We start from the raw sequence: 25,194 nt of genomic DNA, 5'->3' as shown, positions 1-25,194 counted from the left end.
CGATGCTGTGACATGAAGTCGTCGTGCGATGGCCCTCCACCAATTCTGACGCATAGCACCGACAACCGTGCCCCGCCGTCGGGAGTCCGTGCCCATGGACGGTCCGGAGCGCTATTGACAGCCCACTGGTCCAGACCGCAACGTGATCCGCGACACGGGCACCGCACGGACCCGCACCCCCGCAGGAAAGGCCTCCTCGATGAGCGACAGCAAGCTCGCCGGTCAGTTCTTCGACGCAGCGATCGGCCTGCTGGAGCGGGTGCGCGACGAGGAGTCCGGAGCGATCGCCGCCGCGGGCGCCGCCATCGCCGACACCGTCGCCGCGGGCGGGCGGCTCTTCGCCTTCGGCGCGGGGCACTCCTCACTCGCCGCGCAGGACGTCGTCTACCGCGCGGGCGGACTGGCCCTGATGAACCTGCTCGCCGTACCCGGCACCGTCGGCGTCGACGTCATGCCCGCCACCCTCGGCTCCGCGCTGGAGCGGGTGGACGGCCTCGCGAGCGCCGTGCTCGACTCCAGCCCGGCCCGGGCCGGCGACCTCCTCGTGATCATCTCCCTGTCCGGGCGCAACGCGCTGCCCGTGGAGATGGCGCAGAACGCGCGCGCCCTCGGGCTGACGGTCGTCGGGGTCACCTCGGTCGCGTACACGACGGGCACCAGGTCCCGGCACGTCTCGGGCGGATTCCTCCGCGACCACTGCGACATCGTGCTCGACAGCAAGATCGCGATCGGCGACGCCGAACTGAGCGCGGAGGGCGTCGAGGCGCCGTTCGCACCCGCGTCGACCGTCGTCACCAGCGCGCTGATGCAGGCCATGATGGCCACCGCCGCGGAGGAGCTCGTCGCCCGCGGCATCGAACCGCCGCTGCTGCGCTCGGGCAACGTCGACGGCGGCCACGAGTGGAACGGCCGCGTGATGCGGGAGTACGGCGACCGCATCTTCTACCGGCACTGAGGCACCGCCACGATGCCGGGAGACGGCACGGGCGGGCGCCCCCGCTCAGACCGGTTCCTGTCCCGCCGTCAGCCGGGCCAGATCGACCGCCGAGGCGACCCGGACCGCCACACTCTCCGCGTACATCACGTCGGGCCGCTCGAACGCGCCCCGGTTCGCCGCCCGCAGGAACGTCACCACGCCCAGCGTCCGCCCCCGGCTCCGCAGCACCGCGCACAGGGCGTGCACCGAGTCCCCCGGCCACTGGTGCTCCACCGCCCATGTCCCGCCCGCACCCGCCGGCGCCACGGCGCGCACGGAACCCGTACGCTCCACGGCCTGGAGGGCGGGGTGCCCCTGCCCGTAACGCACCGGGAGCGGACCCCCGGAGACCGGCAGACACGGACCCGGCGCGTCGGGAGGCGTGGACGCCGCCCGTACGAGCTTCTCCCCCGCCGCCAGATCCGTCATCAGGTCGACCACCACATGGTCGGCGAATCCCGCCAGGGCGTAGTCCAGCGACGTGGTCGCCGCCTCCATGGGGTCCTCGCACTCCGCCGCCTGGCGCGCCGCCCGGTGCAGCTGGTTGGCGCGGAAACGCACCCGGTCCGCGTCCTGCTCCGCGAGCTTCGCCGCCGTGACGTCGCGGAACAGCCAGCCGACCCCCAGCGGGACGGGTTCTTCCGCCAGCGGCGAGGCCAGCCTCAGGAACCCGCTGCGCCAGCAGCGCCGCCGCTCCCCCTCGGCGGTCCGCAGCGTCACCCAGAGCTCGGCCGGCGCGGACGGCGCGCCCTCGGCGAGGACGTGGTGCAGCGCCCCCTCCAGGTCCTCGACACCCTGCACGATCAGCTCACCCAGCGGACGCCCCAGCAGCGTCGTACGCCCGCCGCCCAGCGCCCGGGCGGCGTACGCGTTGACCACGGTCGGACGCAGGTCCACGTCCACGGCGACGACACCCCAGGACGCGTCCTCGAACAGGGCCTCGCTGAGCGCGATGGACCGCTCCAGATCGATCTGCGCGTGCACCTCGCTGAACGCGCAGTACACCCCGGCGGGCTTCCCGTCCTCGCCTCGCACCCCCGACGACTGGGTCCGCACGAGGACGCGGCCGCCGTCCTTGCGCAGCAGCGCGAATTCGTGGACCTGCCGCCCCGGGGCGTCCATGACCGCCAGCAGCCGCCCCTGAACGTCCCCCGCGTCCGCGCTCCGCACGGCCCACCCCGCGAAGCCGCGCCGCCCCACGGCCTCGGCGGCGCTCCAGCCGAGGATCCGCTCGGCCTCACGGTTCCAGTGGGTGATGGTGCCGTGGGCGTCGAACGCGCAGAGCGCGGCGTCCATGCCGTCGAGCAGCGCGGCGAGAAGCCGGGACCCCGGAATCGCCACTGCCGAGGGCTCCCGCCCGGGGTCCTCGTCCGGGCCGATCTCGTCGGTGGTCCCGGTGCTCCTGGAAGCACTCACTCCGTACCCCCTGCATGGCATATTCCGCTGCGGATTCCGCATTGCCGCACGTCAGACCCATTGAACTCGAACGTGAGCCACCACACAGCCACTTCCACGAAATCCGCCCGAGCAACGCAGTTAGCCACCCCCGTCGAAGCCTTCCTGGCGCATCGGCCGGGCCGACTCGCGGCCATCCGCGCGCAGCTCAAGGCACCGCTTCGTGACGCCGCTGTCATGAACGCCACCCGGCGTCTCGTCTCGGAGTGCCTCTCAGCTCTCGGACTGCCTGTGCACACATGGTCGGGCGGGCGTACGAAGTGGAACCGCACGGCGATGGGCCTGCCGAAGACCCACACGCTCGATGCCCTCTGCGTCGGAGAGCTCGACCACCAGGCCGGAGCCATCACCGTCCGTGTGCCCGATCAGGTGCAGATCGTTACAGCGACAGGGCGCGGCACCTATGCGCGCACTACCCCCGACCGGTACGGATTTCCCCGGCTCACCCGCACGCGCCGGAAGCGCCACCACGGGTTCGCCACCGGTGACCTCGTACACGCCTTCCAGCCCAAGGGCAGATGGGCAGGCAAATGGACCGGACGCATCCCGTCCGAGCCTCGGGGCAGCACAGCCTCACGACGCGACAGGGTCGCTTCAACGTCTCCTACACGAACCTGCGGCTGCTGCAACGGGCCGACGGATACATGTACAGCACCAGACGCGAACCCACCGAATAAATGGGTTGAGACAGCCTCCGGGCATTTGTAGGCTGCTGTCAGCGAAGAAAGGAGGTGTTCCGGAAGTGATTTCTTCTCGGACTCGTGAGGTGACTGCGGGCTGACGCCCGTTGTCGCGCTCTTTGCAGTGCAGGCCGGTTGTCGGCCAATCCCAAGCAGTCACCGACCCGCAGGCTCGCCGGTAAGTCCGGCCGGCTCCTCCGCAAGGAGGGACCAGAGCCTGCGGGTTTCTGCGTGTCCGGGGCCGTCCCGGCCGGCCGGTACGGCTCACGGGCAGAGGCGCTCCACGCGCCAGTCCGCGGCCGGGCTCTCGCGGACGTAGCGCAGCCGGTCGTGCAGCCGGTTCTCGCGGCCCTGCCAGAATTCGATCGCGTCCGGTACGACGCGGAATCCGCCCCACTGCGGCGGCGCGGGGACCTTCTCGCCCTCCGGGTAGCGGGCGGCGAGCTCCTCGTAGCGGTCGACCAGCTCCTGCCGGGAGCCGACCACCGCCGACTGCTCGCTGGCCCAGGCGCCCAGCTGGGAGCCGTGCGGGCGGGTGCGGAAGTACGCGACCGTCTCCTCGCGCCCGACGCGGGCCGCGGTGCCCGTGACGATGACCTGGCGGGCGAGCGGGTGCCAGGGGAAGAGCAGCGAGACGTACGGGTTCGCCGTCAGCTCGCGGCCCTTGCGGGATCCGTAGTTGGTGAAGAAGACGAAGCCGCGGTCGTCGTAGTGCTTCAGCAGCACGGTCCGGGAGGACGGCCGGCCCCGGGGATCGGCCGTGGAGACCACCATCGCGTTCGGCTCGTGGAGCGCGCCGCCCCCCGCCACCTGGCGGAACCAGTGGGCGAACTGGTCCATGGGGTCGGCGGCGAGGTCCTTCTCGACGAAGTCCTCCGAGCGGTACTGCTCGCGCATCGTGGCCGGATCGGTGGTGCAATCGGATGACGGGACGCGAGAGGAGGCGGAAGCGGAAGACGGAGTGGCATCTGCTGCGGTCACGGGGCCATCCTGCCGCAGCGGGCCGGAATCCCCGCGGGGAGGGGCGCGATCGCCGGTCCGCGAGCCGGTGGCTGTGCCGGACGTCACCCTTCCCCGCGTCGTGGTAACCCGCCAGTATGCGTGGACCGGCCTTCGTGGCCGTCATACAGCCGCCGAGTCGAGGGAGCCGCCCGATGTCCGACTTCGTACCCGGACTTGAAGGAGTCGTCGCGTTCGAGACGGAGATCGCCGAGCCCGACAAGGAAGGCGGATCGCTCCGTTACCGCGGCGTCGACATCGAGGACCTCGTCGGCCATGTGTCGTTCGGCAACGTCTGGGGTCTGCTGGTGGACGGGGCGTTCAATCCCGGTCTGCCGCCCGCCGAGCCGTTCCCGATCCCCGTGCACTCCGGCGACATCCGCGTCGACGTGCAGTCCGCGCTGGCCATGCTGGCGCCGGTGTGGGGCCTGAAACCGCTGCTCGACATCGACGAGCGGACCGCGCGTGACGACCTGGCGCGGGCCGCCGTGATGGCCCTGTCGTACGTCGCCCAGTCGGCCCGTGGCCAGGGGCTGCCGATGGTCCCGCAGAGCGAGATCGACAAGGCGGAGTCCGTGGTGGAGCGGTTCATGATCCGCTGGCGCGGTGAGCCGGACCCGAAGCACGTCAAGGCCGTCGACGCCTACTGGACGTCGGCCGCCGAGCACGGGATGAACGCCTCCACGTTCACCGCCCGCGTCATCGCGTCGACCGGCGCGGACGTCTCGGCGGCACTGTCCGGGGCGGTGGGCGCGATGTCGGGCCCCCTGCACGGCGGGGCACCGTCCCGGGTCCTCGGGATGATCGAGGAGATCGAGCGGACGGGCGACGCCAGGGCGTACGTGAAGCAGGCGCTGGACAAGGGCGAGCGCCTGATGGGCTTCGGCCACCGCGTCTACCGCGCCGAGGACCCCCGGGCCCGCGTGCTGCGCCGCACGGCCCGTGAGCTGGCCGCCCCGCGCTTCGAGGTGGCGGAGGCCCTGGAGAAGGCGGCCCTGGAGGAGCTCCACGCCCGCCGCCCGGACCGCGTCCTGGCGACGAACGTCGAGTTCTGGGCGGCGATCGTGCTGGACTTCGCGGAGGTCCCGGCGCACATGTTCACGTCGATGTTCAGCTGCGCCCGTACGGCGGGCTGGTCGGCGCACATCCTGGAGCAGAAGCGGACCGGCCGCCTCGTCCGCCCCTCGGCGACGTACGTCGGCCCGGGCACCCGCGACCCCCGCTCGATCCAGGGGTACGACCAGCTGGCGGACCTGGGGAACTGACGAGGGGCGGACCGCGGGACGCACCTCAGGTCGCGTCCCGCTCCGCCTGCTCGGCGAGCCGCTTGACGCGGTCGAGCCGTCTGTCCCATTCGCCGGCCAGGGCGGCCATCCAGCGGGCCGTCGCGTCCAGTGCGGTGGGCCGCACGGTGTAGCGGACCTCGCGCCCCTCCCGACGGCCCGCGGCCAGCCCGGCGGCGTCCAGGACGGTGAGGTGCTTGACCACCGCCTGGCGTGAGACGGGCAGCGCTTCGGCGAGGGTCGTGGCCGTGGCCTCCCCCTGCGCGGCGAGCAGGTCGAGTATGCGGCGCCGCATGGGATCCGCCAGCGCGCCGAGGACGCCTTCGACGTCCTCGGCCGCTCCGCCGGGTCCTGCGGTCACTCCGCCCGCCGTTCGGCGCGCGCCCTCAGCGCGTCCAGCACCTGCGGCCAGCCACCGGTGTTGTCCTCGTGCGCCTTGGCGCGGAGCTCCTCGGAGCCGGCCAGGGCCGCGAATCCGCTCTCCACCACGCGGAGCCTGGTCGAGTCGCCCTCCGGCGTGAGGGTGAACTCCACGAGGGTGCTGTTGCCCTCGCGCAGCCCTTCGCCGGGGAAGGCGCTGGCCCAGCGGTAGGCCACGTACGACAGGGGCTCGACCTTCTCCACGTGCACCGGGAAGTCGCCGTACTCGGCGTTCTTCGCCACCGTCGTCTCGCCCTCCTTGGCCACCGCGCCGGACAGGGCGGCGTCCTCGGCCTCGGAGACCCAGAATCCGGGCTGGGTCACCAGCGACCAGACCCGTGCGGGGCTTGCCGCGATCAGCGTTTCGCGTTCGATCCGGTCCTCGCTCACGAGATGACTCCTTCGCTCCGTCGATGAATTGAGTGCAACCTCAGAGTTGCACATCATTCGACCAGGAGCAACCGACCAGTTGCGTCTCACCGGCCCAGCGCCTCGTCCAGCAGCCGCGCCCACCGGGCGACGCACCAATCCGGAATTCTGGCCCTCGGACGCGATCCGGCATCATTCGAAGCTCACCGTGCGGACCAGGTTGATTTCTGGGATCACGTGGATGGGCGAGTTCAGTTCGAGGCCGACAGCTTCCTCGGTTTCCTGGCGCGTGAAGGGCTTCGCGTTCCGCGCCGTGGTGCACCAAGGGTGGTCAGGACACCAGCAGCTCGGCGACTTCGGGCACGTCTCGAAAGGCCCGCAGGCGATCCAGCACGATCCGTGTGCGCTCTGCCGTGCGTTCGCTGCCGCTCTGCCCTGGAGCGAGCATGCGGCTCGTCGTCGCGGCGGCGGCCTCGGGCTCGTCGGCGTCGGCGTAGGCCACGGCCAGCCACGAAAGATACAAGGCCAGCTCCCGGGAGTGGCTGGCGTCGTAGCGTTCGAGCACGTTCGTCAGCAGCGGCACGGCACGCAGCGGGCGCCTCAGCTCGGTGTAGACGCGCGCCTCCATGACCTGCAATTCCCCGGCGTCCATCCAGTACAGGTAGGACGGCGATCCGGTGCCGCCCGAGTCCTCGGCCAGGGCCTCGGCCGCTTCTCCCAGTGCGGCCATCGCCGGGCGGCCCTGCCCGGCCCGGGTATGCGCCCAGGCCACCCGGTCCAGATACAGCGCACGAGCCTTCGGTGGGGCCTCCGTACCGGCATCCTCCAGCGCGGCACGGACCAGCGCGACCGCGTCGGCAGGGTGCCCGGTGTTGCTCCACCGGTAGGCCAGCGAACCCGCGACGTTCCCGGACAGCACGCCGTCCCCCGCGGCTCGTGCGGCGCTCATGCCGAGCCGGTAGATACGCTCCGCCTTGACATGCTCTCCGGCGTCGGACGCCACCCACCCGGCGATCTGCGCCAACTCGCCGATAATTCGCAGCAGTTCACGGCCGACCTCTTCGGTATGCACCCCCTCGCGGTAGAGCTTCACCGCCGCCCGCAGCTCGCGCCGGGCGGGTTCGATCTACACCGACGCTTGATGCTCCGACCAATTGAGACCGCCGCGCCGCTCGGCGACGTACGTCGGCCCAGGCACCCGCGACCCCCGCTCGATCCCGGGCTACGACCAACTGGCGGACCTGGGGAACTGACAGGGGCACCCCGACCCTCCCGGCGGGCCGCCCACCGTCAACCGTCGAGGCGCATGAGGGCGGAGTATGCCGACTCCGCCTTGCGCCCAGGTGCGGCCTCGGGGCGGGCGTGGTCGAGGAAACTCTGGGTCCCTCCGTGGTGGCGCACCTTCCCCGACTCCATGAGGGTGACGGTGTCGGCCTCATCGGCCAGGTCGATCACGTCATGGGTGGACATCAGCACCGGGGTGCTCGCCGCGACGTCTCCCAGGACTTCACGGAACACAGAACGCTGATGAGGGTCGAGACCCGCTGTCGGTTCGTCCAACAGGATCACACGGGCGTCGTGGGCCAGGGCACAGGCGATGCCGACACGCCTGAGTTGCCCCCCGGAGAGACTGGCCGTCTTCTGCCCGGACTGTTCGGCGAGGCCAACCTGTTCGAGGGCGGCCCCGGCCCGCGTCCACGCCTGGGCGCGGTTCTCGCCCTTGAGCCAGGCGATGTACGCCACGTACTCGCGAGAGGTCAGCTGCGGTGACGTGGGTACCCGTTGGGGGAGCCAGGCCACGTGGCGGCGGAATTCACGGGTGGCGGAGGTGACGTTCGTGTCGCTGAACAGGACTCTGCCTGCCGTCGGCTCGACCGTCCCCGCGAGAAGGGCCAGCGTCGTGGACTTCCCCGCTCCGTTGGGGCCGAGCAGGATCGTCAGCCCCTGGTCGGGCACCTCGTAGGTGAGCTGGGAGAGGACGGGGCGCAGCCCGCGGCGGTAGGTGAAGGTGACGCGGTCGAGCAGGAGAGTCATCGGTCGGTCCTTGGCACGAGGCAGGTGAGGAGGACGAACCCCGTCAGGAAGACAAGGGCGGCGCCCGTCGCGGCGTGGGCGACAGCGGCCTTCTCGGTGACGATCACCCAGGGATAAGGGTCGTCGAGCTGTCTGCCCCCGGTGAACATGGCGAGGATCATCCAGAACACGGGTACGAGGGCTGCTCGGTGTTTGAGGAGAGGCCAGCTTCCCAGGGTGAGACCGCAGAAGAGCAGGTTGTTGCGGGCGGCCGTCCACATCGCATCCGAGTCCAATGGAGACATGCCCGCCGCCACCGCGCTGGCCAGGAGGGCGAAGCCCGTCACCAGAGCGATGTCCATCAAGTCGAGTCGGCGCACAGCGGAGCGCTCCATGCCGGGCAGGCGTCTTTCGAGGCATGCGACGAGGGCGACAGAAGGAACGAGGCAGAAGAAGTTGCTCAATGCGGTCGGGATGGGTCGACTGCCCAGAAACGCAGGGAGAACGAGGACGAGATCCGACGTGAGAGCGATGCTCAGGACGAAGGCGAACAGCGCGCCGGGCAGCAGGCCGAGGACGCCGCGTTGACGCGACCACCAGATCATCCTGCCCGGCCGCCCTGGCAGGAGAGCCGGAGCTGCTCGACATACCAGGCCTGCTGCTTGTTCAGCGGAAGGCCGTCGACCCTGTCCATCTCATCGAGGAGCTGCTCCTTGCTGTCTCCGGTCCGGACAGACTGCGATTCACGGGAGAGCCAGGCAAGGTAGTCATTCGCTGTCCCTGTGGTCCGGGCGGTCCAGAGAGTGCCGTAGTGCAAGGTGTTCCAGTCCGGGTTCTCGCAGGGCATTCCTACGACGTCGATGGCCACGTCAGCCCAGGAGATACCGTCCGGCCTCCCGGCCGCAAGGTCGAGTGTCCACGTCTCTCCCCCGGTGTCCGGCAGCTGAGGACTGGATACCGTGATGTCGGTGATACGCGTGGGGATTTCCGCAATGATCGCTTTGACCTTCAGTTTCGCCGTCATGCCGGAGAGTGCGGCCTGGATGTCTCCGAGGCCTTCGGAACCTGCGGCAGGCATGCACACCTCGGGTGCGCGGCCCTCGCAGACGACCGGGGCCAGCCCCTTGGCAGCGGGAGCGAAAGAGGTCCACTCGCGGGTGATGCCGTAGGCGCCCAGAAGACCGCTGCCGGCGACGACGAGGGACAGCACGACAGCACCGACACGGATACGCCGAGGACCGATGGCCACGGCGAGGGCGAGAGCCAGGCAGACCGTCGGCAGAATGGCAGCGATCGTCATGGGGAGGGTGTACGCCTCACCGAAATTGATCTGGCCGACAGCCCCGGTCACGTGGTGCGCCCACCACGTGCTCGTGCCCAAGGGGTAACTGATTCCGATGAACACGGCTATGGACACGAGCGGTGCGGAGTACAACGCGTGGAGACGCTTCCCGAGGAGGAATCCGATGGCTGCGTGCGCGGTGAGCAGGACCACGGCGATCCCGAACAGGTTCAGCACGTACAGATCGGGAGCGACTCCGGCGATCAGCAGTGCACCCGCCGTGATGCCGGCCAGTAGGGCCGCCAGCGTGAGCACCACGATGAGGACCGGCTGAACGGCGACGCGGAAATCGCTACGCGCGGGGCCCATCTCCCAGGCGCCGAGGGCCCGTAGCCGTGTCGCCTCCACTGCGGCCAGCCCCGCCGCAGCGGCGGCGGCCAGGGGAACCGGTGCGTGTAGGGCGAAGGCCACGGCCTCGGTCGGCCAGGGAAGCAAGGCAAAGTGCCCCATCCTCCCCCGGGTCGCGAAAAAGACATAGGCGAAGAAGAAACCGGTCACCGGCAGAGCCAGCACGGCGGCGTGGGTGCGTAGTGCGGTGCGGAAGCGCATGGAGCCTCAAGAAAATACAAGGCGGGCCGCCGCGCAGGATGCGCGGCGGCCCGACTCTAGCACTGGCATCGCTCACCCTTAGTCACATCTTTTGAACAACTCGCCACGCTCTGGCTCAAGTTACAGAAGCCGCCGGGTGGCGCGTTCCACGCCCGGGCTGGGCTGCCGGTCAAGTCGTCGAACGAACGGGTGGGCGCCCGGCCGGCGGCCCGCACCACAGGTCAGCCCAGCGCGTCGTCGAGCAGCCTCGCCCACTGCGCGACGACCCGCTCCCGGCGGGCCGTGTCATCGGTCAGGACGTTGGCCAGGCCCAAGCCGCGGGCCATGTCCAGGAGGCCCTGCACCGTCTCGCGCACCCCGGGCCGGGTCTCGTCGGCGCCCAGCAGCCCCACGGCGATGCGGTGGGTCTCGCGGCCCACCCGTGCTTCGAGTTCGGTGACCCGGGGCCGGAGCGGGGCCTCGTTCGACGCGGCGACCCAGAGCTGGAGCGCGGCGCGGAAGAGCGGCCCGGTGTACAGGTCGACGAGCGCGGCGACGACCTCGGCGCGGCCCTGGACGGGCAGGGCGCGCAGGGCGGCGGAACGTTCCTCGGCGACGTACTCGACGGCGCCGGTGAACAGGTCCTCCCGGGTGGGGAAGTGGTGCTGGGCGGCGCCTCGCGAGACCCCGGCGTGTTCGGCGACCACGGAGACGGTGGAGCCTGCCCAGCCGCGTTCGGCGAGGCAGGCGACCGCCGATGCCAGGAGCCGCTGCCGGGTGGCGCGGCTCCTGTCCTGCTTCGGGGGCGTCACAGCACCCATGCGGGATCCCGTCGTTCCAGGAAGGCCGTCATCCCCTCCCGTGCTTCGTCGGAGGCGAAGAGCGCTGCCGAGCGGGCGATGAGGTCTTCGGCGTGACTGTCGAAACTCTTCAGCACAGTAGCCGTGACCAGCTCCTTCGATGCCTTCAGCCCCTGGGGTGACGCCCTGCGCAGTCCGTCGAGTACCGGTACGAGCGCCTTGTCCACGTCCTCGGCGGCCAGGGTGACCACCCCGGCACGGGCCGCTTCCACCGCGTCGAAGCGTTCACCGGTGAGGTAGTAGCGGGTGGCGGCGCGCGGGTCGAGGCGGGGCAGCAGCGGCAGGGAGATCACGGCGGGGGCGAGGCCCAGGCGCGATTCGGTGAGGGCGAAGGACGACTCGGGTCCCGCCACGGAGATGTCGCACGCCCCGAGGAGCCCGAGGCCCCCGGCCCGGACGTGGCCGGTGACCCGGGCGACGACGGGCTTGGGGAGGGCGACGACCGCCCGCATCAGGGCGACGAACGCCGCCGGTTCGGGCGGTGCGGTCAGGTCGGCGCCCGCGCAGAACGTGGTGCCGGTGTGGGTGAGGACGACGGCGCGGACGGTGTCGTCGGCCGCGCAGCCGGCCAGGGCCTCGGCCAGCTCGCCGACGAGACGGGAGGAGAGCGCGTTGCGGTTGGCCGGGGAGTCGAGGGTGAGAGTGGTGATTCCGCGGTCGTGGGTGGAGGGTGCCAGGGTCATCGCGGCTTCTCCCGGTCGCGCAGCTCGCGCCGCAGGATCTTGCCGGACACCGCGCGGGGCACCGCCTCGATGAACTCGGCCTGTCTGACCTTCTTGTACGGGGAGACGCGCTCGGCGACGTACGCGATGACGTCGTCCTCCGTGAGGTCCCCCGCGTCCGGCCGGCGCACCAGGTAGGCCTTGGGGATCTCGTTGCCGTCGGTGTCGTGGACGCCGATGACGGCGGCGTCGGCGATCGAGGGGTGGGTCAGGAGGAGGGCCTCCAGGTCGGCGGGGGCGACCTGGTAGCCCTTGTACTTGATGAGTTCCTTGACCCGGTCGACGACGTACAGCCAGCCGTCCGCGTCGACGCGGCCGACGTCCCCGGTGTGCAGCCAGCCCTCCTCGTCGATCATGGCGGCGGTGGCGTCGGGGCGGCCGAGGTAGCCCTTCATCACCTGGGGGCCGCGGATGAGGATCTCGCCGTCGGTTCCGTCGCGGACGTCCGCGCCGGGGTCGGTGAGCGAGACGATCCTCATCTCGGTGCCGGGCAGCAGCTTGCCGACCGTGCCCGGCGGCGGGTTCTCCGCGTCGAGGGGGACGACGTGGGTGCCGGGCGAGAGTTCCGTCATCCCGTAGGCCTGCCGTACGGCGGGCACGCCGAGCCGGGTGGAGCAGGCGGCGGCGAGGCGGGCGTCCAGCGGGGCGGCGGCGCTGACGATGTACTCCAGCGAGGAGAGGTCGTAGTCGCCGACGAGCGGGTGCTTGGCGAGGGCCAGGACGATGGGCGGGGCGACGTACAGGCCTGTGATGCGGTGGGTCTGGATCGTCTCCAGGAACTGGGCGAGGTCGAAGCGGGGCAGGACGACGACCGTGGCGCCGTAGCGCAGCGGTCCGTTCATGAGGGCGGTCAGCCCGTAGATGTGGAAGAAGGGCAGCACCGCCAGGATGCGTTCGCGTTCGCCGAGGGGGACGAGGGGCCGCAGCTGCTCCAGGTTGGTGGCGATGGAGCGGTGGGTGAGCATGACGCCCTTGGGGGTGCCGGTGGTCCCGGAGGAGTACGGGAGTACGGCGATGTCCTCGGCCGGGTCGAAAGCGATCTCGGGGTCGGGGGCGGTGGAGCCCAGCATGTCGAGTACGGACGTGTGGCCCTCGGCCTGGTCGCAGACGTAGATCTCCTCGATGCCGCCCGCGAGTTCGGCGGCCCGGCGGGCGACGTCGAGGAGCAGGGACACGGTGACGATCCAGCGGGCGCCAGCGTCCTCGAGCTGCTTGGCGAACTCCTCGGCCGTGGCCAGCGGGTGGATGGTGGTGACGGTGGCGCCGGCCCGGGTCGCCCCGTAGAAGACGGGCGGGTAGGCGATCGTGTTGGGGCTGTGCAGGGCGAGGACGTCGCCCTTGCGCAGGCCCGCCGCGGCGAGGTGGGCGGCGATGCGCCGGTGGAAGGTGTCGAGCTGGCCGTAGGTGACGGTCATCCCGTTGGTCCCGTCGATCAGGGCGGGGATGTCACCGAAGTCCGGGGCGTTGCCGAGGACGGCTTCGTGGATGGGTTTTTCGAGGGGCGTGACGTCTGCGTACTCGCTGTGGAACACCATGGCGGTCCCCTTCGACGCGGGTGGAGAGCCAGAATCGCCCCTGCGGGGGCGGATGGGGAGACCCGGGAGCGACCGGAAGACTCAGTACGACTTCGGCAGGCCCAGGGTCTGGTGGGAGACGTAGTTCAGGATCATTTCCCGGCTGACCGGCGCGATACGGGAGACACGCGCCGCCGTGATGAGGGAGGCGAGACCGTACTCGCGGGTCAGGCCGTTTCCGCCGAGGGTGTGGACGGCCTGGTCGACGGCCCTGACGCAGGCCTCGGCGGCGGCGTACTTCGCCATGTTGGCGGCCTCTCCCGCGCCGGTGTCGTCGCCGTCGTCGCAGAGCTTCGCGGCCTTCTGCATCATCAGCCGGGCGAGCTCCAGCTCGATGTGCGCCTGGGCGAGCGGGTGCGCGATGGCCTGGTGCGCTCCGATGGGGGCGCCCTTCCAGACGGTGCGGGTCTTCGCGTAGTCCACGGCCCGCTCGACGGCGTAGCGGCCCATGCCGATGGAGAAGGCGGCGCCCATGATGCGTTCCGGGTTCAGTCCGGCGAAGAGCTGGAGGATGCCCGCGTCCTCCTCGCCCACCAGGGCGTCGGCGGGGAGCCGTACGTCGTCGAGGACCAGCTCGAACTGCTTCTCCGCCGCCTGGAGCTCCATGTCGATCCGGGTGCGGGAGAAGCCCGGGGCGTCGCGGGGGACGATGAAGAGGCAGGGCTTGAGGCTGCCGGACCTCGCGTCCTCGGTGCGGCCGACGATCAGGGTGGCGTCGGAGATGTCGACGCCGGAGATGAAGACCTTGCGTCCGCTGAGGATCCACTGCTCGCCGTCCCGCCGGGCGGTGGTGGTGATGCGGTGGGAGTTCGAGCCTGCGTCGGGCTCGGTGATGCCGAAGGACATGGTCAGGGAGCCGTCGGAGAGGCCCGGGAGCCAGGTCCGCTTCTGCTCCTCGGTGCCGAAGCGGGCGATGACCGTGCCGCAGATCGCCGGGGAGACGACCATCATGAGCAGCGGGCTGCCGGCCGCGCCGAGCTCCTCCAGGACGATGGAGAGTTCGGCCATGCCGCCGCCCCCGCCGCCGTACTCCTCGGGGAGGTTGACCCCGAGGTAGCCGAGCTTGCCCGCCTCTTCCCAGAGTTCGCGGGGGTGCTCGCCCCTGCGGGCCAGGCCGGTGCTGTAGTCGCGGCCGAAGCGTTTGCCGAGTGCGGCGACGGCGGCGCGGAGGGCCTTGTGCTCTTCGGTTTCGAGGACGGTGCTCATGGGGTCGTCTCCTCCTGGTGCGCGGGGGCTTCCGTGGCGTCCTGTACGACGGCGAGCAGTGCGCCGACCTCGACCTGGAGTCCGGGGGCGGCGTGGAGCGCGGTGAGGGTGCCGGAGGCGGGGGCGAGGATGCGGTGCTCCATCTTCATCGCCTCCAGCCAGATCAGCGGCTGCCCGGCCTCGACGGCCGCGCCGGGCACGAGCCCGTCGGCGAGGCGTACGACGGTGCCGGGCATGGGGGCGAGCAGGGAGCCGGGTTCGGTGCGGTCGGCGGGGTCGGTGAAGCGGGGCAGGGCGGTGAAGGTGTGCGCGCCGGCGGCCGTGTCCACGTACACCCGGTCGCCTTGGGTGGTGAGGGTGAAGTGCCGGGTCACACCGCCGGTTTCGAGGGTCACCGCGCCGGGGCGGGCGGCGAGGACCCGCTCGCCGGTCACGGGGGCGGGGATGCCACTCCGGCCGGTGCGGTAGGCGATCTCGTACGTGGTGCCGTCGGGCTCGCGCCGGAAGCTCCTGCTCTGCGGCTGCGAGGCGAGGTTGCGCCAGGCGCCGAGGCGGGCGGGGCCCGGACCGCTGCCCGCCCCCACGGCGGAGGCGAGCGCCGCGGCGGTGGCGGCGAGGCGGCGGGCCTCCTCGTCACCGGGGGCGGACGTGGTCAGGGCGGCCAGGTGCCGGTCGTAGAAGCCGGTGTCGAGGCGCCCCGCGACGAAGTCCGGGTGGCGCAGGGAGCGTACGAGGAGCCGGCGGTTGGTGACCGGGCCGTGGACGCGGGCGCGTTCCAGGGCGCGGGCGAGGAGGCGGACGGCTTCGGTGCGGGTGGGGGCGTGGGCGATGACCTTGGCGAGCATCGGGTCGTAGTGCACCCCGACGGTGTCGCCGCCGGTGTAACCGGTGTCGAGACGGATGCCGGGTTCGTCGGGCACGTCGAGTGTGAGCAGTGCTCCGGTCTGTGGCTGCCAGTCACGCGCCGGGTCCTCGGCGTAGAGCCGGGCCTCGACGGCGTGTCCGGTCGGCCCCGGTGGTGTGGCGGCAGGCAGCGCCCCGCCCTCCGCGACGCGCAGTTGCAGGGCGACGAGGTCGAGGCCGAACACGGCTTCTGTGACGGGGTGTTCGACCTGGAGCCGGGTGTTCATCTCCAGGAAGTACGGGCGCCCTTCGGCCGATACGAGGAACTCGACGGTCCCCGCGCCCCGGTAGCCCACCGCCTGCGCGGCGGCGACGGCAGCGTCGTGCAGCGTCCGGCGCAGCCCGTCGTCGAGGCCGGGCGCGGGGGCCTCCTCGATGACCTTCTGGTGGCGGCGCTGGAGCGAGCAGTCGCGGGTGCCGAGCGCCCAGACCGTGCCCTGCCCGTCCGCCATGACCTGGACCTCGACGTGCCGGCCCCGTTCGACGTACGGCTCGGCGAAGACCTCGCCGTCCCCGAAGGCGGAGGCCGCCTCGGCTGAAGCGGCCGTCAACTCGGCGGGCAGGGAGGAGAGTTCCCGTACGATCCGCATCCCGCGTCCGCCCCCTCCCGCCGCCGCCTTGAGCAGGAGCGGGAGATCGGCGGTGGTGGCGCTCCCCGGGTCCACGGGGGCGAGCAGGGGGACGTCGGCGGCGGCCATCAGCTCCTTGGCGCGGGTCTTGGACGCCATCAGCTCGATGGCCTTGACCGGCGGCCCCACCCAGACGAGGCCGGCGTCCAGCACGGCCTGGGCGAACCCGGCGTTCTCCGACAGGAAGCCGTACCCGGGGTGCACGGCGTCGGCTCCCGCGGCGAGCGCGGCGGCGACGACGAGGTCACCCCGCAGATACGTATCGGCGGGTGCGGCCCCCGGCAGGCGTACGGCGGTGTCGGCCTCCCGTACGTGCAGGGCGCCGGCGTCCGCGTCGGAGTACACGGCGACGGTGGAGATGCCCAGCTCACGGCAGGTACGGAAGATCCGGCAGGCGATCTCGCCCCGGTTGGCGACAAGCAGTGCGGTGATCATCCGATTCCTCACATCCGGAAGACGCCGAAGCCGCGCGCGCCTTCGACCGGTGCCGTATGGATCGCGGACAGGCACATCCCGAGGACGGTCCTGGTGTCGCGCGGGTCGATGACCCCGTCGTCGTACAGCCGCCCCGAGAGGAACATCGGCAGCGACTCGGATTCGATCTGCTGCTCCACCATGGCGCGCAGACCGGCGTCGGCCTCGTCGTCGTAGGGCAGCCCCTTCGCGGCGGAGGAGGCGCGGGCGACGATCGAGAGGACGCCCGCGAGCTGCTGGGGGCCCATGACGGCGGACTTGCTGCTGGGCCAGGCGAAGAGGAAGCGGGGGTCGTAGGCCCTGCCGCACATGCCGTAGTGACCGGCGCCGTAGGAGGCGCCCATCAGCACGGAGAGGTGGGGGACCCGGGAGTTCGACACCGCGTTGATCATCATCGCGCCGTGCTTGATGATGCCGCCCTGTTCGTACTCCTTGCCGACCATGTAGCCGGTGGTGTTGTGCAGGAAGAGCAGCGGGATGTCGCGCTGGTTGGCGAGCTGGATGAACTGGGCGGCCTTCTGCGACTCCTCGCTGAACAGCACGCCCTGTGCGTTGGCGAGGATGCCGACGGGATAGCCGTGCAGGCGGGCCCAGCCGGTGACCAGGCTCGTTCCGTAGAGCGGCTTGAAGGCGTCGAAGTCCGAGCCGTCGACGAGGCGGGCGACGACCTCGCGCGGATCGAAGGGGATCTTGAGGTCGCCGGGCACGATGCCGAGCAGCTCGTCCTCGTCGTACTTCGGCGGTTCGGCGGGCCCCGGATCCGGGTGCGCCTTGCGCCAGTTGAGCCGGGCGACGATCCGGCGGGCCTGGCGCAGCGCGTCGTGCTCGTCGGCGGCGTAGTGGTCGGCGAGGCCGGAGGTGCGGGCGTGCATCTCGGCGCCGCCGAGCGATTCGTCGTCGCTCTCCTCGCCGGTCGCCATCTTCACCAGGGGCGGGCCGCCGAGGAAGACCTTGGACCGCTCCTTGATCATCACGGTGTGGTCGGACATGCCGGGGACGTACGCCCCGCCGGCCGTGGAGTTCCCGAACACCACCGCGACGGTGGGGATTCCGGCGGCGGACAGCCGGGTGAGGTCGCGGAAGAGCGCCCCGCCGGGGATGAAGATCTCCTTCTGCGAGGGCAGGTCGGCGCCCCCGGACTCCACCAGCGAGACGCAGGGGAGCCGGTTGGCGAAGGCGATCTCGTTGGCGCGCAGCGCCTTCTTCAGGGTCCAGGGGTTGGAGGCGCCGCCGCGCACGGTCGGGTCGTTGGCGGTGATCAGGCATTCGACGCCCTCGACGATCCCGATCCCGGTGACCAGCGAGGCGCCGACCGCGTAGTCGCTGCCCCAGGCGGCCAGCGGGGACAGCTCCAGGAAGGGGGTGTCCGGGTCGACCAGCAGCTCGATGCGCTCACGGGCGAGGAGCTTGCCGCGCCCCCGGTGGCGGGCCACGTATTTCTCGCCGCCGCCGGCCAGGGCCTTGGCGTGCTCGGTGTCCAGCTCGGCGAGCTTCGCGAGCATGGCCTCGCGGTGGGCGGCGTATTCGGGCCCCGTGGTGTCGAGCGCGGTGGGCAGGACGGTCATGCGTTCACCTCCGGTCGGTCCAGCAGCCGTACGGGCACGGTGACGTGCCGGGACCGCAGCCACTCCCCCACCGCCTTGGCCTGCGGATCGAAGCGCGCCTGCGCGGCGACGCCCTCGCCGAGGAGGCCGTGGACGACGAAGTTGAGCGCCCGCAGCCGGGGCAGGACATGGCGTACGACGGTGAGCCCGGCGGTCTCCGGCAGCAGTTCCCTGAACCGCGCGACGGTCAGCTCGTGGGCGAGCCACCGCCAGGCGTCGTCGGTGCGGACCCACACGCCGACGTTGGCGTCCCCGCCCTTGTCGCCGCTGCGGGCGCCCGCGATCCGTCCGAGGGGGGTGGTGCGGGTGGGCCCGGCGGGCAGCGGTTCCGGGAGCTCCGGCTCCGGGACGTCTTCCAGCGGGCGGTACGGACCGGCCGCCGGGACGGCCTCCCGGGACCCGTCGGGCCCCACGGCGACGTGCTCGACCTCGCCGGCCGGTACGTACGCGGCCTCGAACACCCCGTACGGCGCGCCCTTCCCGGGCGGGGCCGTCACATGGAAGCCCGGGTAGCTGCCGAGCGCCAGCTCGACGGCCGCCCCGGACACGGCGCGGCCTACGGCCTCCGCGTCCGGGTCACGCACGACGAGGCGGAGCAGGGCGCTCGCGGTCTCCTCCGTCGCGGCGTCGGCCCGGTCGGTCCGGGCGAGCTCCCACCGCACCTCGGCGGGTTTCGGGCCCGCGCGGTCGAGGGCGTCGGCGAACTGGCCGCGCACCAGCCGGGCCTTGGCCTCGATGTCGAGCCCCGTCAGCACGAAGACGACCTCGTTGCGCCACCCCCCGAGCCGGTTGAGCCCGACCTTGAGCGTGGGGGGCGGGGCCTCGCCGCGTACGCCGCTGATCCGCACCCGGTCGGGCCCGTCCCGCGTCAGCGTGACGGTGTCGAGCCGGGCGGTGACGTCGGGGCCGGCGTAGCGGGCGCCGCCGGTCTCGTACAGCAGCTGGGCGGTGACGGTGCCGAGGTCGACGACACCGCCCGTGCCGTCGTGCTTGGTGATGACGCTGCTGCCGTCCTCGTGGATCTCGGCGAGCGGGAATCCGGGGCGGCGGACGTCGTGGTCGCCGAAGAAGGCGTAGTTGCCTCCGGTGGCCTGGGTTCCGCACTCCAGGACGTGCCCGGCGACCACGGCTCCGGCGAGGGCGTCATGGTCCTCGGGCGCCCAGCCGAAGTGGGCGGCGGCGGGTCCGGTGACGAGGGCCGCGTCGGTGACCCGGCCGGTGACGACGACGTCGGCCCCGGCGCGCAGGCAGGCGGCGATGCCTGCGCCGCCGAGGTAGGCGTTGGCGGTGAGGTAACCGTCGGGCACGGGCCGGCTGTCGCCCTCGACGTGTGCGACGCGCACGGGCACACCGGTCCGCTCCGCCAGCTCCCGTACGGCGTCGGCGAGTCCGGCCGGGTTCAGCCCGCCGGCGTTGGTCACGATCTTCACGCCTCGCTCGTGGGCGAGCCCGAGCCCTTCCTCCAGCTGCCGCAGGAAGGTGGAGGCGTAGCCGCGCTTCGGGTCCTTGAGGCGGCTGCGGCCGAGGATCAGCATGGTGAGTTCGGCGAGGTAGTCCCCGGTGAGGACGTCCAGCGGGCCACCGGTGAGCATCTCGCGCAGGGCGTCGAAGCGGTCGCCGTAGAAGCCGGACGCGTTGCCGACGCGCAGCGGCCGGGTCATCGGTCCGTCTTCCGGGGGCGCCCGGGGCCGGCGGGTCCGGCGAAGGCCTGCGCGATGTCCAGCCACTGCCCGGCGTCCGCGCCCACCGCCTCGACGGCGAGGTCGTCCCGGTGGGCGCGCTGGGTGACGAGCAGGCAGAAGTCGAGGAGCGGCCCGGTGACCCGCTGGGCGGCGTCTTCGGGCCCGTACACGGTCAACCCGCCGTCCTCGGCCCGCAGTTCGATGCGGAACTGCTCGGTGGGCGGTTGCAGGCCGCGTACGAAGTAGGCGTAGTCCCGAGCGCGTACGCCGATCCTGGCGACGTGCCGAAGCCGGGCGGTCGGCTTCCTGGTCACGCCGAGCGCGTCGGCGATGTCCTGGCCGTGGGCCCAGGTCTCCATGAGCCGGGCGGTCGCCATCGAGGCGATGCTCATCGGCGGGCCGTACCAGGGCAGTCTCGTCCCGGCGGGCGCCGCGCGGAGTGCCTTCTGGAGCCGGGCCCGGCCCTCCCGCCACTCCACGAGCAGCGCCTCGCGGGTCAGGGCGGTGACGGCTTCCTCGGCCGCGTCGCCGACGAAGGTCTCGGGGGCGGCCAGCGCCTTCTCGACCTCGGCGGCGAAGGCTTCGGGCTCGGTGGCGGCGGTCAGGGCCACCTCGTCGGTCCAGTTCAGGTGGGCGATCTGATGGGCGACGGTCCACCCTTCGGCGGGGGTCGGCGCGGCCCATTCGAGTGCGCTCAAACCCGCTACCAGCAGGTCGAGTTCGTCGCTCTCCTCCCGCATGTCGTCGAGCACGGCGGCGGTCACGGCCGATGCGTCGGGCACGGTGCGCTCCCCTCGGGGCGTGGCGGTGTGCCCCGGAGCATGCCAGCGCCCCATAAAACAAGCAAGCATGCTTGCATGATTTATTCGGCGGCCCTGATCCGGTGGAGGGCGCTCAGCCGGCCCGGTATCCCGGCACGGAGGGCCAGCGCACGGTCAGCACCACGGACTCGTCCTCCGCGCACCAGGAGTGATCGACGCCCCGGCCCCACACGACGTAGTCGCCCTGGCGTTCCAGCAGGACGTCACGCCCGGGGAAGCGCATCCGGAAGCGGCCGCTGACGAGCACGAGCAGGGCGGTGCGCTCCTCGCCCCGCACCCACTCCGGCCGCTCGTCACCCTCCGGATGGACGCCCCACTTGATCTCCAGGGCCTCGCTGTGGCGGGGATCGGAGGGGTCCTTGAAGTGACCGAGGAGCCATCCCCGGTCCAGCGCCGCGTCCTTCTCCGCATGGCCTACGTATACGCCGTCACCGTCCATGACCAGGAACGTAACAAGCCCGGATGACGCCCGGCCTCACCGCGTTCCGCATCCTGCCCGTCGAGGGCTGAGCGACCGGCCGGCTCACTCCGTGCGGTCGCCCTCGGCCTGCGAGGGTTCGGTCCGGGGGACGTCGGGGTGGGTCTCGGGGGCCCTGCCGCGCACGGCCGGCTCCTCGCGTTCGCCCTCGGCCTGCGAGGGGGTGTGCGAGTACAGCCCGTCGTACTCGTCGGTTCCCTTGGTGGATCCCATGCGCGGGCCTCCTTCCTCCGCTCCCTTCCATCGTGCCTCGCGCGCCCGCTACCGGCCTTCCGACGCCTCCTTCATCTTCATCGTCGTGCTGGCGCCGTCCAGCGCCTCGCGGATGATGTCGGCGTGGCCGCTGTGGTGGGTGATCTCCCGGAAGATGTGCCACAGGACGTGGCGGACGGTCCAGACGACCGGCTCCGGGGGCGACCAGGGGTATGCGGGCAGCGTGACCTCGCGGTCGAGGTCGGCCTCCTCGCGCACCGTACGGTCGAAGGCGGCCGCCGCCGCGTGGAAGGCCTCCAGCAGCCCGGGCACCGTCTCGGCGTCGGTCATCCGGTTGCCGTCGGGGTCGAGGTCCGCCCAGTCGATCTTGGCGGGGGCCGTGCCTTCGACGACGTCGAGCCAGCTGCGCTGCACGCCTCCGAGGTGCTTCAGGAGTCCGCCGAGGGTCAGCTCGCTGACCGTCGTCCGGGCGCGGGCCCCGGCGTCGTCGAGCTCCGCGACGGTGTAGAGAAAGTTGGTGCGCTGATCGGTCACGAGCGCCAAGAGATCGTCGCGTTCGGGCATGTGTTCCTCCAGGTCGGCCATCGCGACCACCCTAGGATCGGACGCCCGCCCGCGCAGGCGGAACGGGCAGGCCGGTCCCCCGGCGCGGCGGCCTCACCGCTTCCGCGCGCCCCGCGTCTGGCTGCGCACCGCGCCCATGCTCGCCCCGATGACCAGGGCGATGGCGAGGGCGTCGGTGGACGAGAGGGCCTGGTCGAGGAGGAGGAAGCCCGCCGTGGCCGCGATGGCGGGTTCCAGGCTCATCAGGACCGCGAAGGTGGGCGCGGGCAGCCGGCGCAGGGCCATGAGTTCGAGCGTGTACGGGAGGACCGAGCTCAGCAGCGCCACGGCGACACCCAGGGCCAGCGTGGTCGGGACGACGAGCTTCGAGCCCGATTCCATGATGCCGAGCGGCAGTGAGAGGACCGCCGCCACCGCCATGGCGAGGGCCAGCCCGTCCGCCTGCGGGAAGCGGCGGCCGGTGCGGGCGCTGAAGAGGATGTACAGCGCCCACATCACACCCGCGCCCAGGGCGAACGCCGCCCCGACCGGGTCCAGGCGGTCGAAGCCGCCGCCACTGAGCAGAACGACACCACCGAGGGCGAGAGCGGCCCAGACGAGGCTGCTGAGCCGGCGGGAGGCGACGACGGACAGGACCAGGGGCCCCAGCACCTCCAGGGTGACGGCCGCACCCAGCGGGATGCGGTCGACGGCCTGGTAGAAGAGCATGTTCATGCCGCCCATCGCGACGCCGAAGGCGACCACGGTGCCCCAGTCGGCGCGCGAATGCCCCCGCAGCTTCGGCCTGCAGATGACCAGCAGGACCACGGCCGCGGCGGCGAGGCGCAGGGTGACGACGCCAAGCGCGCCAGCCTTCGGCATCAGCAGGACGGCGACCGCCGCGCCGAACTGGACGGAGAGCCCGCCCGCCACCACCAGCGCGACCGGTCCGAGTGCGGCTCTCCGGGCGCCGGGTCGCCCCGGCCGGCCGTGTCCCGGCGCGTCGAGCGCGGACACCGCCTCGGGTACGGCGACGGCGGCGGCGGGCTCTGCGGCAGCGCGCGGGTCGTTCACCGGAAACCTTTCGTTCAGTCTAATGAAGTGCACCAAGAGGTCTACGATACGGCACCGGTCAGGGGTCGCTCACGCCCTCACCGTAGGGACCCGCGCGCCTCCCGTGAAATGCCGGTTGTGCTCCCGTTATGCTCCGCAGGCATGAGCACTGGACAGGGCACGGGGAACGGCGGCCGCTCCATCGAGGTCCGGCACCTCCGCGCCTTCCTCGCCGTCGCCGACGAGGGCAGCGTCACCCGCGCCGCCGCCCTGCTCGGCGTCACCCAGCCCGTCGTCTCGCGCACGCTCGCCGCCCTGGAGCGCCACCTGGGCGTCCGGCTGGTCGACCGCTCCACCCACCACCTCGCCCTCACTCCCGAAGGCGTCTCCTTCCGCGACAGAGCGGCCGCCGCGGTCGGCGCCTTCGACGAGGCCGTCGGCCCGGGACGGCCGCACGACCGGCCGCTGCGGATCGGGCACGCCTGGTCCGCGCTCGGCCCGTACACCACGCCGCTGCTGCGGGCCTGGCAGCAGCGCCACCCGGGGACCCCGCTCGAACTGCTGCGGATCGACGACCGTACGGCCGGTCTCGCCCGCGGAGAGGTGGACGCGGCACTGCTGCGCGGGCCCGTGGAGACCCCGGGGCTCGTCACCGAGGTGCTGTTCACCGAGGCCCGGGTGGCGGCCGTGGCCGCCGACGGCCCGCTCGCCGCCCGCACCTCCGTGTCGCTGGCGGATCTGACCGGGGACCCGGTCGTCCTCAACACCGTCTCGGGGACCACCACGCTCGGCCTGTGGCCCCCGGACGCCCGGCCCGCCGCCACCGTCACCGTCGCCAACACCGACGACTGGTTCACCGCCATCGCGGCCGGGCGGGGCATCGGGGTCTCGGGGACCTCCACCGCCCGGATACACGCGTACGCGGGTGTCGCCTACGTGCCGCTGGACGACGCCCCGCCGCTGCCCGTCCTGCTGGCCCGCCGGGACGGCCCCGGCCATCCCGCGCTGCCCCGACTGGCGGCGCTCGCCCGGGAGATCGTGGCGCGCGAACAGGGCACGCCGCCCCAAAATTCCGCCGGCCGGCCGGGAATGAAGCTGTGACGTAAGGGAGTTGGGGACCTGTACCGACCAGGTCGACCACTCCAGGGGGCGTCTCATGACGGACACAGGCGACAGCACCATCACCGTGCACGGCACGGTCGCGGCGGGTTTCGAGGGCGTACGGGAGGAGTTCGCCGCCGCACTCGCCGCGGACCACACGGAGCCGGGCAGCCAGCTCGCCGTGTACCACCACGGCCGGCTCGTGGTGGACCTGTGGGCCGGGGAGGGCATCGACGGTGACTCGCTGCCCGCCGTGTACTCCTCGACGAAGGGCGCCGCGCACCTCGTCGTCGCCCTGCTCATCCAGGACGGGGTCATAGATCCGGACCGTACGGTCGCGTCCTACTGGCCGGAGTTCGCCGCCGAGGGCAAGGGCGAACTGACCGTGCGCGAGCTGCTGGCGCACCGGGCCGGGCTGATCTGGGCCGACGGAGGATTCGGCATCGAGGAGCTGGCCGACGACCGCCTCGTCGCCGGGCGGCTGGCGGGACAGCGGCCCTACTGGACGCCCGGCACGGAGGCCGGCTACCACGCGCTGATGATCGGCGCCCTCACCGGCGAGGTGGTCCGCCGGGTCACCGGGCGGTCGGTCCAGGAGATCTACGAGGAGCGGGTGCGCGCCCCGTACGGACTCGACTTCCACCTGGGCCTGCCCGAGGCCCTCGAACCCCGTTACGTGGCCATCCGCCCCGCCGTGGCCACCCCCGAGCAGCGTGCGGAGGCCGCGGCGAACCCGCTCGACCTGGACAGCCTCACGGCGCTCGCGTTCGGCTTCGCCGAGGACCCGCCGCTCGACCTGGTCGCCCTCGCCAACACCCGCGCGGTGCGCGCGCTCGGCCCGGCCTCGGTCGGCGGGGTGGGCTCGGCTCGGGGGCTGGCGGGGATGTACGCGGCGGCGGTCTCCGGGCTGGACGGGCTGCCGCCGCTGCTCACGCCCGAGACGGTGGCCGAGGCCGGCCGGGTGCGGTGGAAGGGAACCGACGTGGTGACCGCGCGGACCGACCCCTTCGCCCTGGGCTTCGAGGCGCAGCAGGGGCACTACCCGGCCCTCGGCGAGGGCGCCTTCGGGCACTCGGGAGCCGCGGGGTCGCAGGCGTACGCCGATCCCGTCAACGGTGTGGCCTACGGCTACACCCGGCGCCGCTTCGCCCTTCCCGGCGGCGCCGCAGCGGAGAACGAGCGGCTGTCCGCGGCGGTGAGCGAGGCCGTCGCGAAGGTCTGAGAAGGGCCGGCAGCTCCGTGGCCGGCCCCGCGGCGGTTCGCGGG

General features: G+C 72.1%; 24 protein-coding genes. 4 read left to right on the top strand and 20 right to left on the bottom strand.

Annotation, left to right across the window (positions count from 1 at the left end; genetic code table 11):
• The first annotated feature begins 199 nt into the window (after window positions 1–199).
• A complete protein-coding gene (locus tag ACIP63_RS08860; RefSeq protein WP_104788078.1) occupies window positions 200–955 on the top strand; it encodes an SIS domain-containing protein in 756 nt (251 codons plus the stop codon).
• Between the two features lie 45 nt (window positions 956–1,000).
• Here ACIP63_RS08860 and ACIP63_RS08855 read toward each other — a convergent pair whose 3' ends face one another.
• Both ACIP63_RS08855 and pdxH read right to left on the bottom strand, forming a co-directional pair.
• Complete coding sequence (locus ACIP63_RS08855; protein WP_401512767.1) at window positions 1,001–2,392, bottom strand: PAS domain-containing protein; 1,392 nt, start codon at window positions 2,390–2,392, stop codon at window positions 1,001–1,003.
• 983 nt (window positions 2,393–3,375) lie between these two features.
• The gene (gene pdxH, locus ACIP63_RS08850; RefSeq protein WP_401512765.1) at window positions 3,376–4,008 is read right to left on the bottom strand and encodes a pyridoxamine 5'-phosphate oxidase; all 633 of its coding nucleotides are present in this window, start codon (window positions 4,006–4,008) and stop codon (window positions 3,376–3,378) included.
• Window positions 4,009–4,265: 257 nt separating this feature from the next.
• Between pdxH and ACIP63_RS08845 the strand changes: the two genes are divergently transcribed.
• Window positions 4,266–5,375: a citrate synthase 2 gene (locus ACIP63_RS08845; RefSeq protein WP_401512763.1), complete on the top strand. Its 1,110-nt coding sequence runs from the start codon at window positions 4,266–4,268 to the stop codon at window positions 5,373–5,375.
• 25 nt (window positions 5,376–5,400) lie between these two features.
• Here ACIP63_RS08845 and ACIP63_RS08840 read toward each other — a convergent pair whose 3' ends face one another.
• The 18 genes from ACIP63_RS08840 to ACIP63_RS08755 form a co-directional block, all read right to left on the bottom strand.
• The gene (locus tag ACIP63_RS08840; RefSeq protein WP_401512761.1) at window positions 5,401–5,754 is read right to left on the bottom strand and encodes an ArsR/SmtB family transcription factor; all 354 of its coding nucleotides are present in this window, start codon (window positions 5,752–5,754) and stop codon (window positions 5,401–5,403) included.
• Window positions 5,751–6,203, bottom strand: coding sequence for an SRPBCC domain-containing protein (locus ACIP63_RS08835; RefSeq protein WP_401512759.1), 453 nt, complete (start codon window positions 6,201–6,203; stop codon window positions 5,751–5,753). The genes ACIP63_RS08840 and ACIP63_RS08835 overlap by 4 nt, the downstream gene beginning before the upstream one ends.
• Before the next feature lie 310 nt (window positions 6,204–6,513).
• Window positions 6,514–7,275, bottom strand: a complete 762-nt coding sequence (locus ACIP63_RS08830; RefSeq protein ID WP_401512757.1) for a hypothetical protein — start codon at window positions 7,273–7,275, stop codon at window positions 6,514–6,516.
• A gap of 197 nt (window positions 7,276–7,472) precedes the next feature.
• Window positions 7,473–8,216, bottom strand: coding sequence for an ATP-binding cassette domain-containing protein (locus ACIP63_RS08825; RefSeq protein ID WP_401512755.1), 744 nt, complete (start codon window positions 8,214–8,216; stop codon window positions 7,473–7,475).
• A complete protein-coding gene (locus ACIP63_RS08820) occupies window positions 8,213–8,800 on the bottom strand; it encodes a hypothetical protein (protein ID WP_401512754.1) in 588 nt (195 codons plus the stop codon). The genes ACIP63_RS08825 and ACIP63_RS08820 overlap by 4 nt, the downstream gene beginning before the upstream one ends.
• Complete coding sequence (locus ACIP63_RS08815; protein WP_401512752.1) at window positions 8,797–10,086, bottom strand: magnesium transporter; 1,290 nt, start codon at window positions 10,084–10,086, stop codon at window positions 8,797–8,799. Before ACIP63_RS08815 ends, ACIP63_RS08820 begins: the two co-directional genes overlap by 4 nt.
• Window positions 10,087–10,307: 221 nt before the next feature.
• Window positions 10,308–10,886 carry a TetR/AcrR family transcriptional regulator gene (locus ACIP63_RS08810; protein WP_401512750.1) on the bottom strand — a complete coding sequence of 193 codons (579 nt, stop codon included), beginning with the start codon at window positions 10,884–10,886 and terminating at the stop codon, window positions 10,308–10,310.
• Window positions 10,874–11,608 (bottom strand): enoyl-CoA hydratase family protein, encoded by a 735-nt coding sequence (locus ACIP63_RS08805; protein WP_401512748.1) that lies wholly within the window; start codon window positions 11,606–11,608, stop codon window positions 10,874–10,876. Before ACIP63_RS08805 ends, ACIP63_RS08810 begins: the two co-directional genes overlap by 13 nt.
• On the bottom strand, window positions 11,605–13,182 hold the full coding sequence (locus tag ACIP63_RS08800) for a 4-coumarate--CoA ligase family protein (protein WP_401512746.1): 1,578 nt from the start codon (window positions 13,180–13,182) through the stop codon (window positions 11,605–11,607). The genes ACIP63_RS08805 and ACIP63_RS08800 overlap by 4 nt, the downstream gene beginning before the upstream one ends.
• An 81-nt stretch (window positions 13,183–13,263) precedes the next feature.
• Window positions 13,264–14,427 (bottom strand): acyl-CoA dehydrogenase family protein, encoded by a 1,164-nt coding sequence (locus tag ACIP63_RS08795; protein WP_401512745.1) that lies wholly within the window; start codon window positions 14,425–14,427, stop codon window positions 13,264–13,266.
• On the bottom strand, window positions 14,424–16,394 hold the full coding sequence (locus ACIP63_RS08790; protein WP_401512744.1) for an acetyl/propionyl/methylcrotonyl-CoA carboxylase subunit alpha: 1,971 nt from the start codon (window positions 16,392–16,394) through the stop codon (window positions 14,424–14,426). The genes ACIP63_RS08795 and ACIP63_RS08790 overlap by 4 nt, the downstream gene beginning before the upstream one ends.
• 8 nt (window positions 16,395–16,402) lie before the next feature.
• Window positions 16,403–17,998 (bottom strand): acyl-CoA carboxylase subunit beta, encoded by a 1,596-nt coding sequence (locus tag ACIP63_RS08785; RefSeq protein ID WP_401512742.1) that lies wholly within the window; start codon window positions 17,996–17,998, stop codon window positions 16,403–16,405.
• The gene (locus ACIP63_RS08780) at window positions 17,995–19,698 is read right to left on the bottom strand and encodes an acyclic terpene utilization AtuA family protein (RefSeq protein ID WP_401512741.1); all 1,704 of its coding nucleotides are present in this window, start codon (window positions 19,696–19,698) and stop codon (window positions 17,995–17,997) included. The genes ACIP63_RS08785 and ACIP63_RS08780 overlap by 4 nt, the downstream gene beginning before the upstream one ends.
• Window positions 19,695–20,501 (bottom strand): TIGR03084 family metal-binding protein, encoded by an 807-nt coding sequence (locus ACIP63_RS08775; RefSeq protein WP_401512739.1) that lies wholly within the window; start codon window positions 20,499–20,501, stop codon window positions 19,695–19,697. Before ACIP63_RS08775 ends, ACIP63_RS08780 begins: the two co-directional genes overlap by 4 nt.
• A gap of 112 nt (window positions 20,502–20,613) precedes the next feature.
• Window positions 20,614–20,979, bottom strand: coding sequence for a signal peptidase I (locus ACIP63_RS08770; protein ID WP_401512737.1), 366 nt, complete (start codon window positions 20,977–20,979; stop codon window positions 20,614–20,616).
• Between the two features lie 84 nt (window positions 20,980–21,063).
• Complete coding sequence (locus ACIP63_RS08765) at window positions 21,064–21,231, bottom strand: hypothetical protein (RefSeq protein WP_401512736.1); 168 nt, start codon at window positions 21,229–21,231, stop codon at window positions 21,064–21,066.
• 48 nt (window positions 21,232–21,279) lie between these two features.
• Complete coding sequence (locus tag ACIP63_RS08760; protein ID WP_401515026.1) at window positions 21,280–21,795, bottom strand: DinB family protein; 516 nt, start codon at window positions 21,793–21,795, stop codon at window positions 21,280–21,282.
• A gap of 93 nt (window positions 21,796–21,888) precedes the next feature.
• Entirely contained in the window at window positions 21,889–22,848 is a 960-nt protein-coding gene (locus ACIP63_RS08755; RefSeq protein WP_401512734.1) for an EamA family transporter, read from the bottom strand.
• A gap of 141 nt (window positions 22,849–22,989) precedes the next feature.
• Between ACIP63_RS08755 and ACIP63_RS08750 the strand changes: the two genes are divergently transcribed.
• On the top strand, window positions 22,990–23,928 hold the full coding sequence (locus tag ACIP63_RS08750; RefSeq protein ID WP_401512732.1) for a LysR family transcriptional regulator: 939 nt from the start codon (window positions 22,990–22,992) through the stop codon (window positions 23,926–23,928).
• A gap of 55 nt (window positions 23,929–23,983) precedes the next feature.
• Window positions 23,984–25,150 carry a serine hydrolase domain-containing protein gene (locus tag ACIP63_RS08745; RefSeq protein ID WP_401512731.1) on the top strand — a complete coding sequence of 389 codons (1,167 nt, stop codon included), beginning with the start codon at window positions 23,984–23,986 and terminating at the stop codon, window positions 25,148–25,150.
• Window positions 25,151–25,194 lie beyond the last annotated feature (44 nt).

The sequence above is a fragment of the Streptomyces sp. NPDC088746 genome (genome assembly GCF_044751065.1).
Classification (GTDB): domain Bacteria; phylum Actinomycetota; class Actinomycetes; order Streptomycetales; family Streptomycetaceae; genus Streptomyces.
This window is presented reverse-complemented; position numbering and strand designations above follow the sequence as displayed.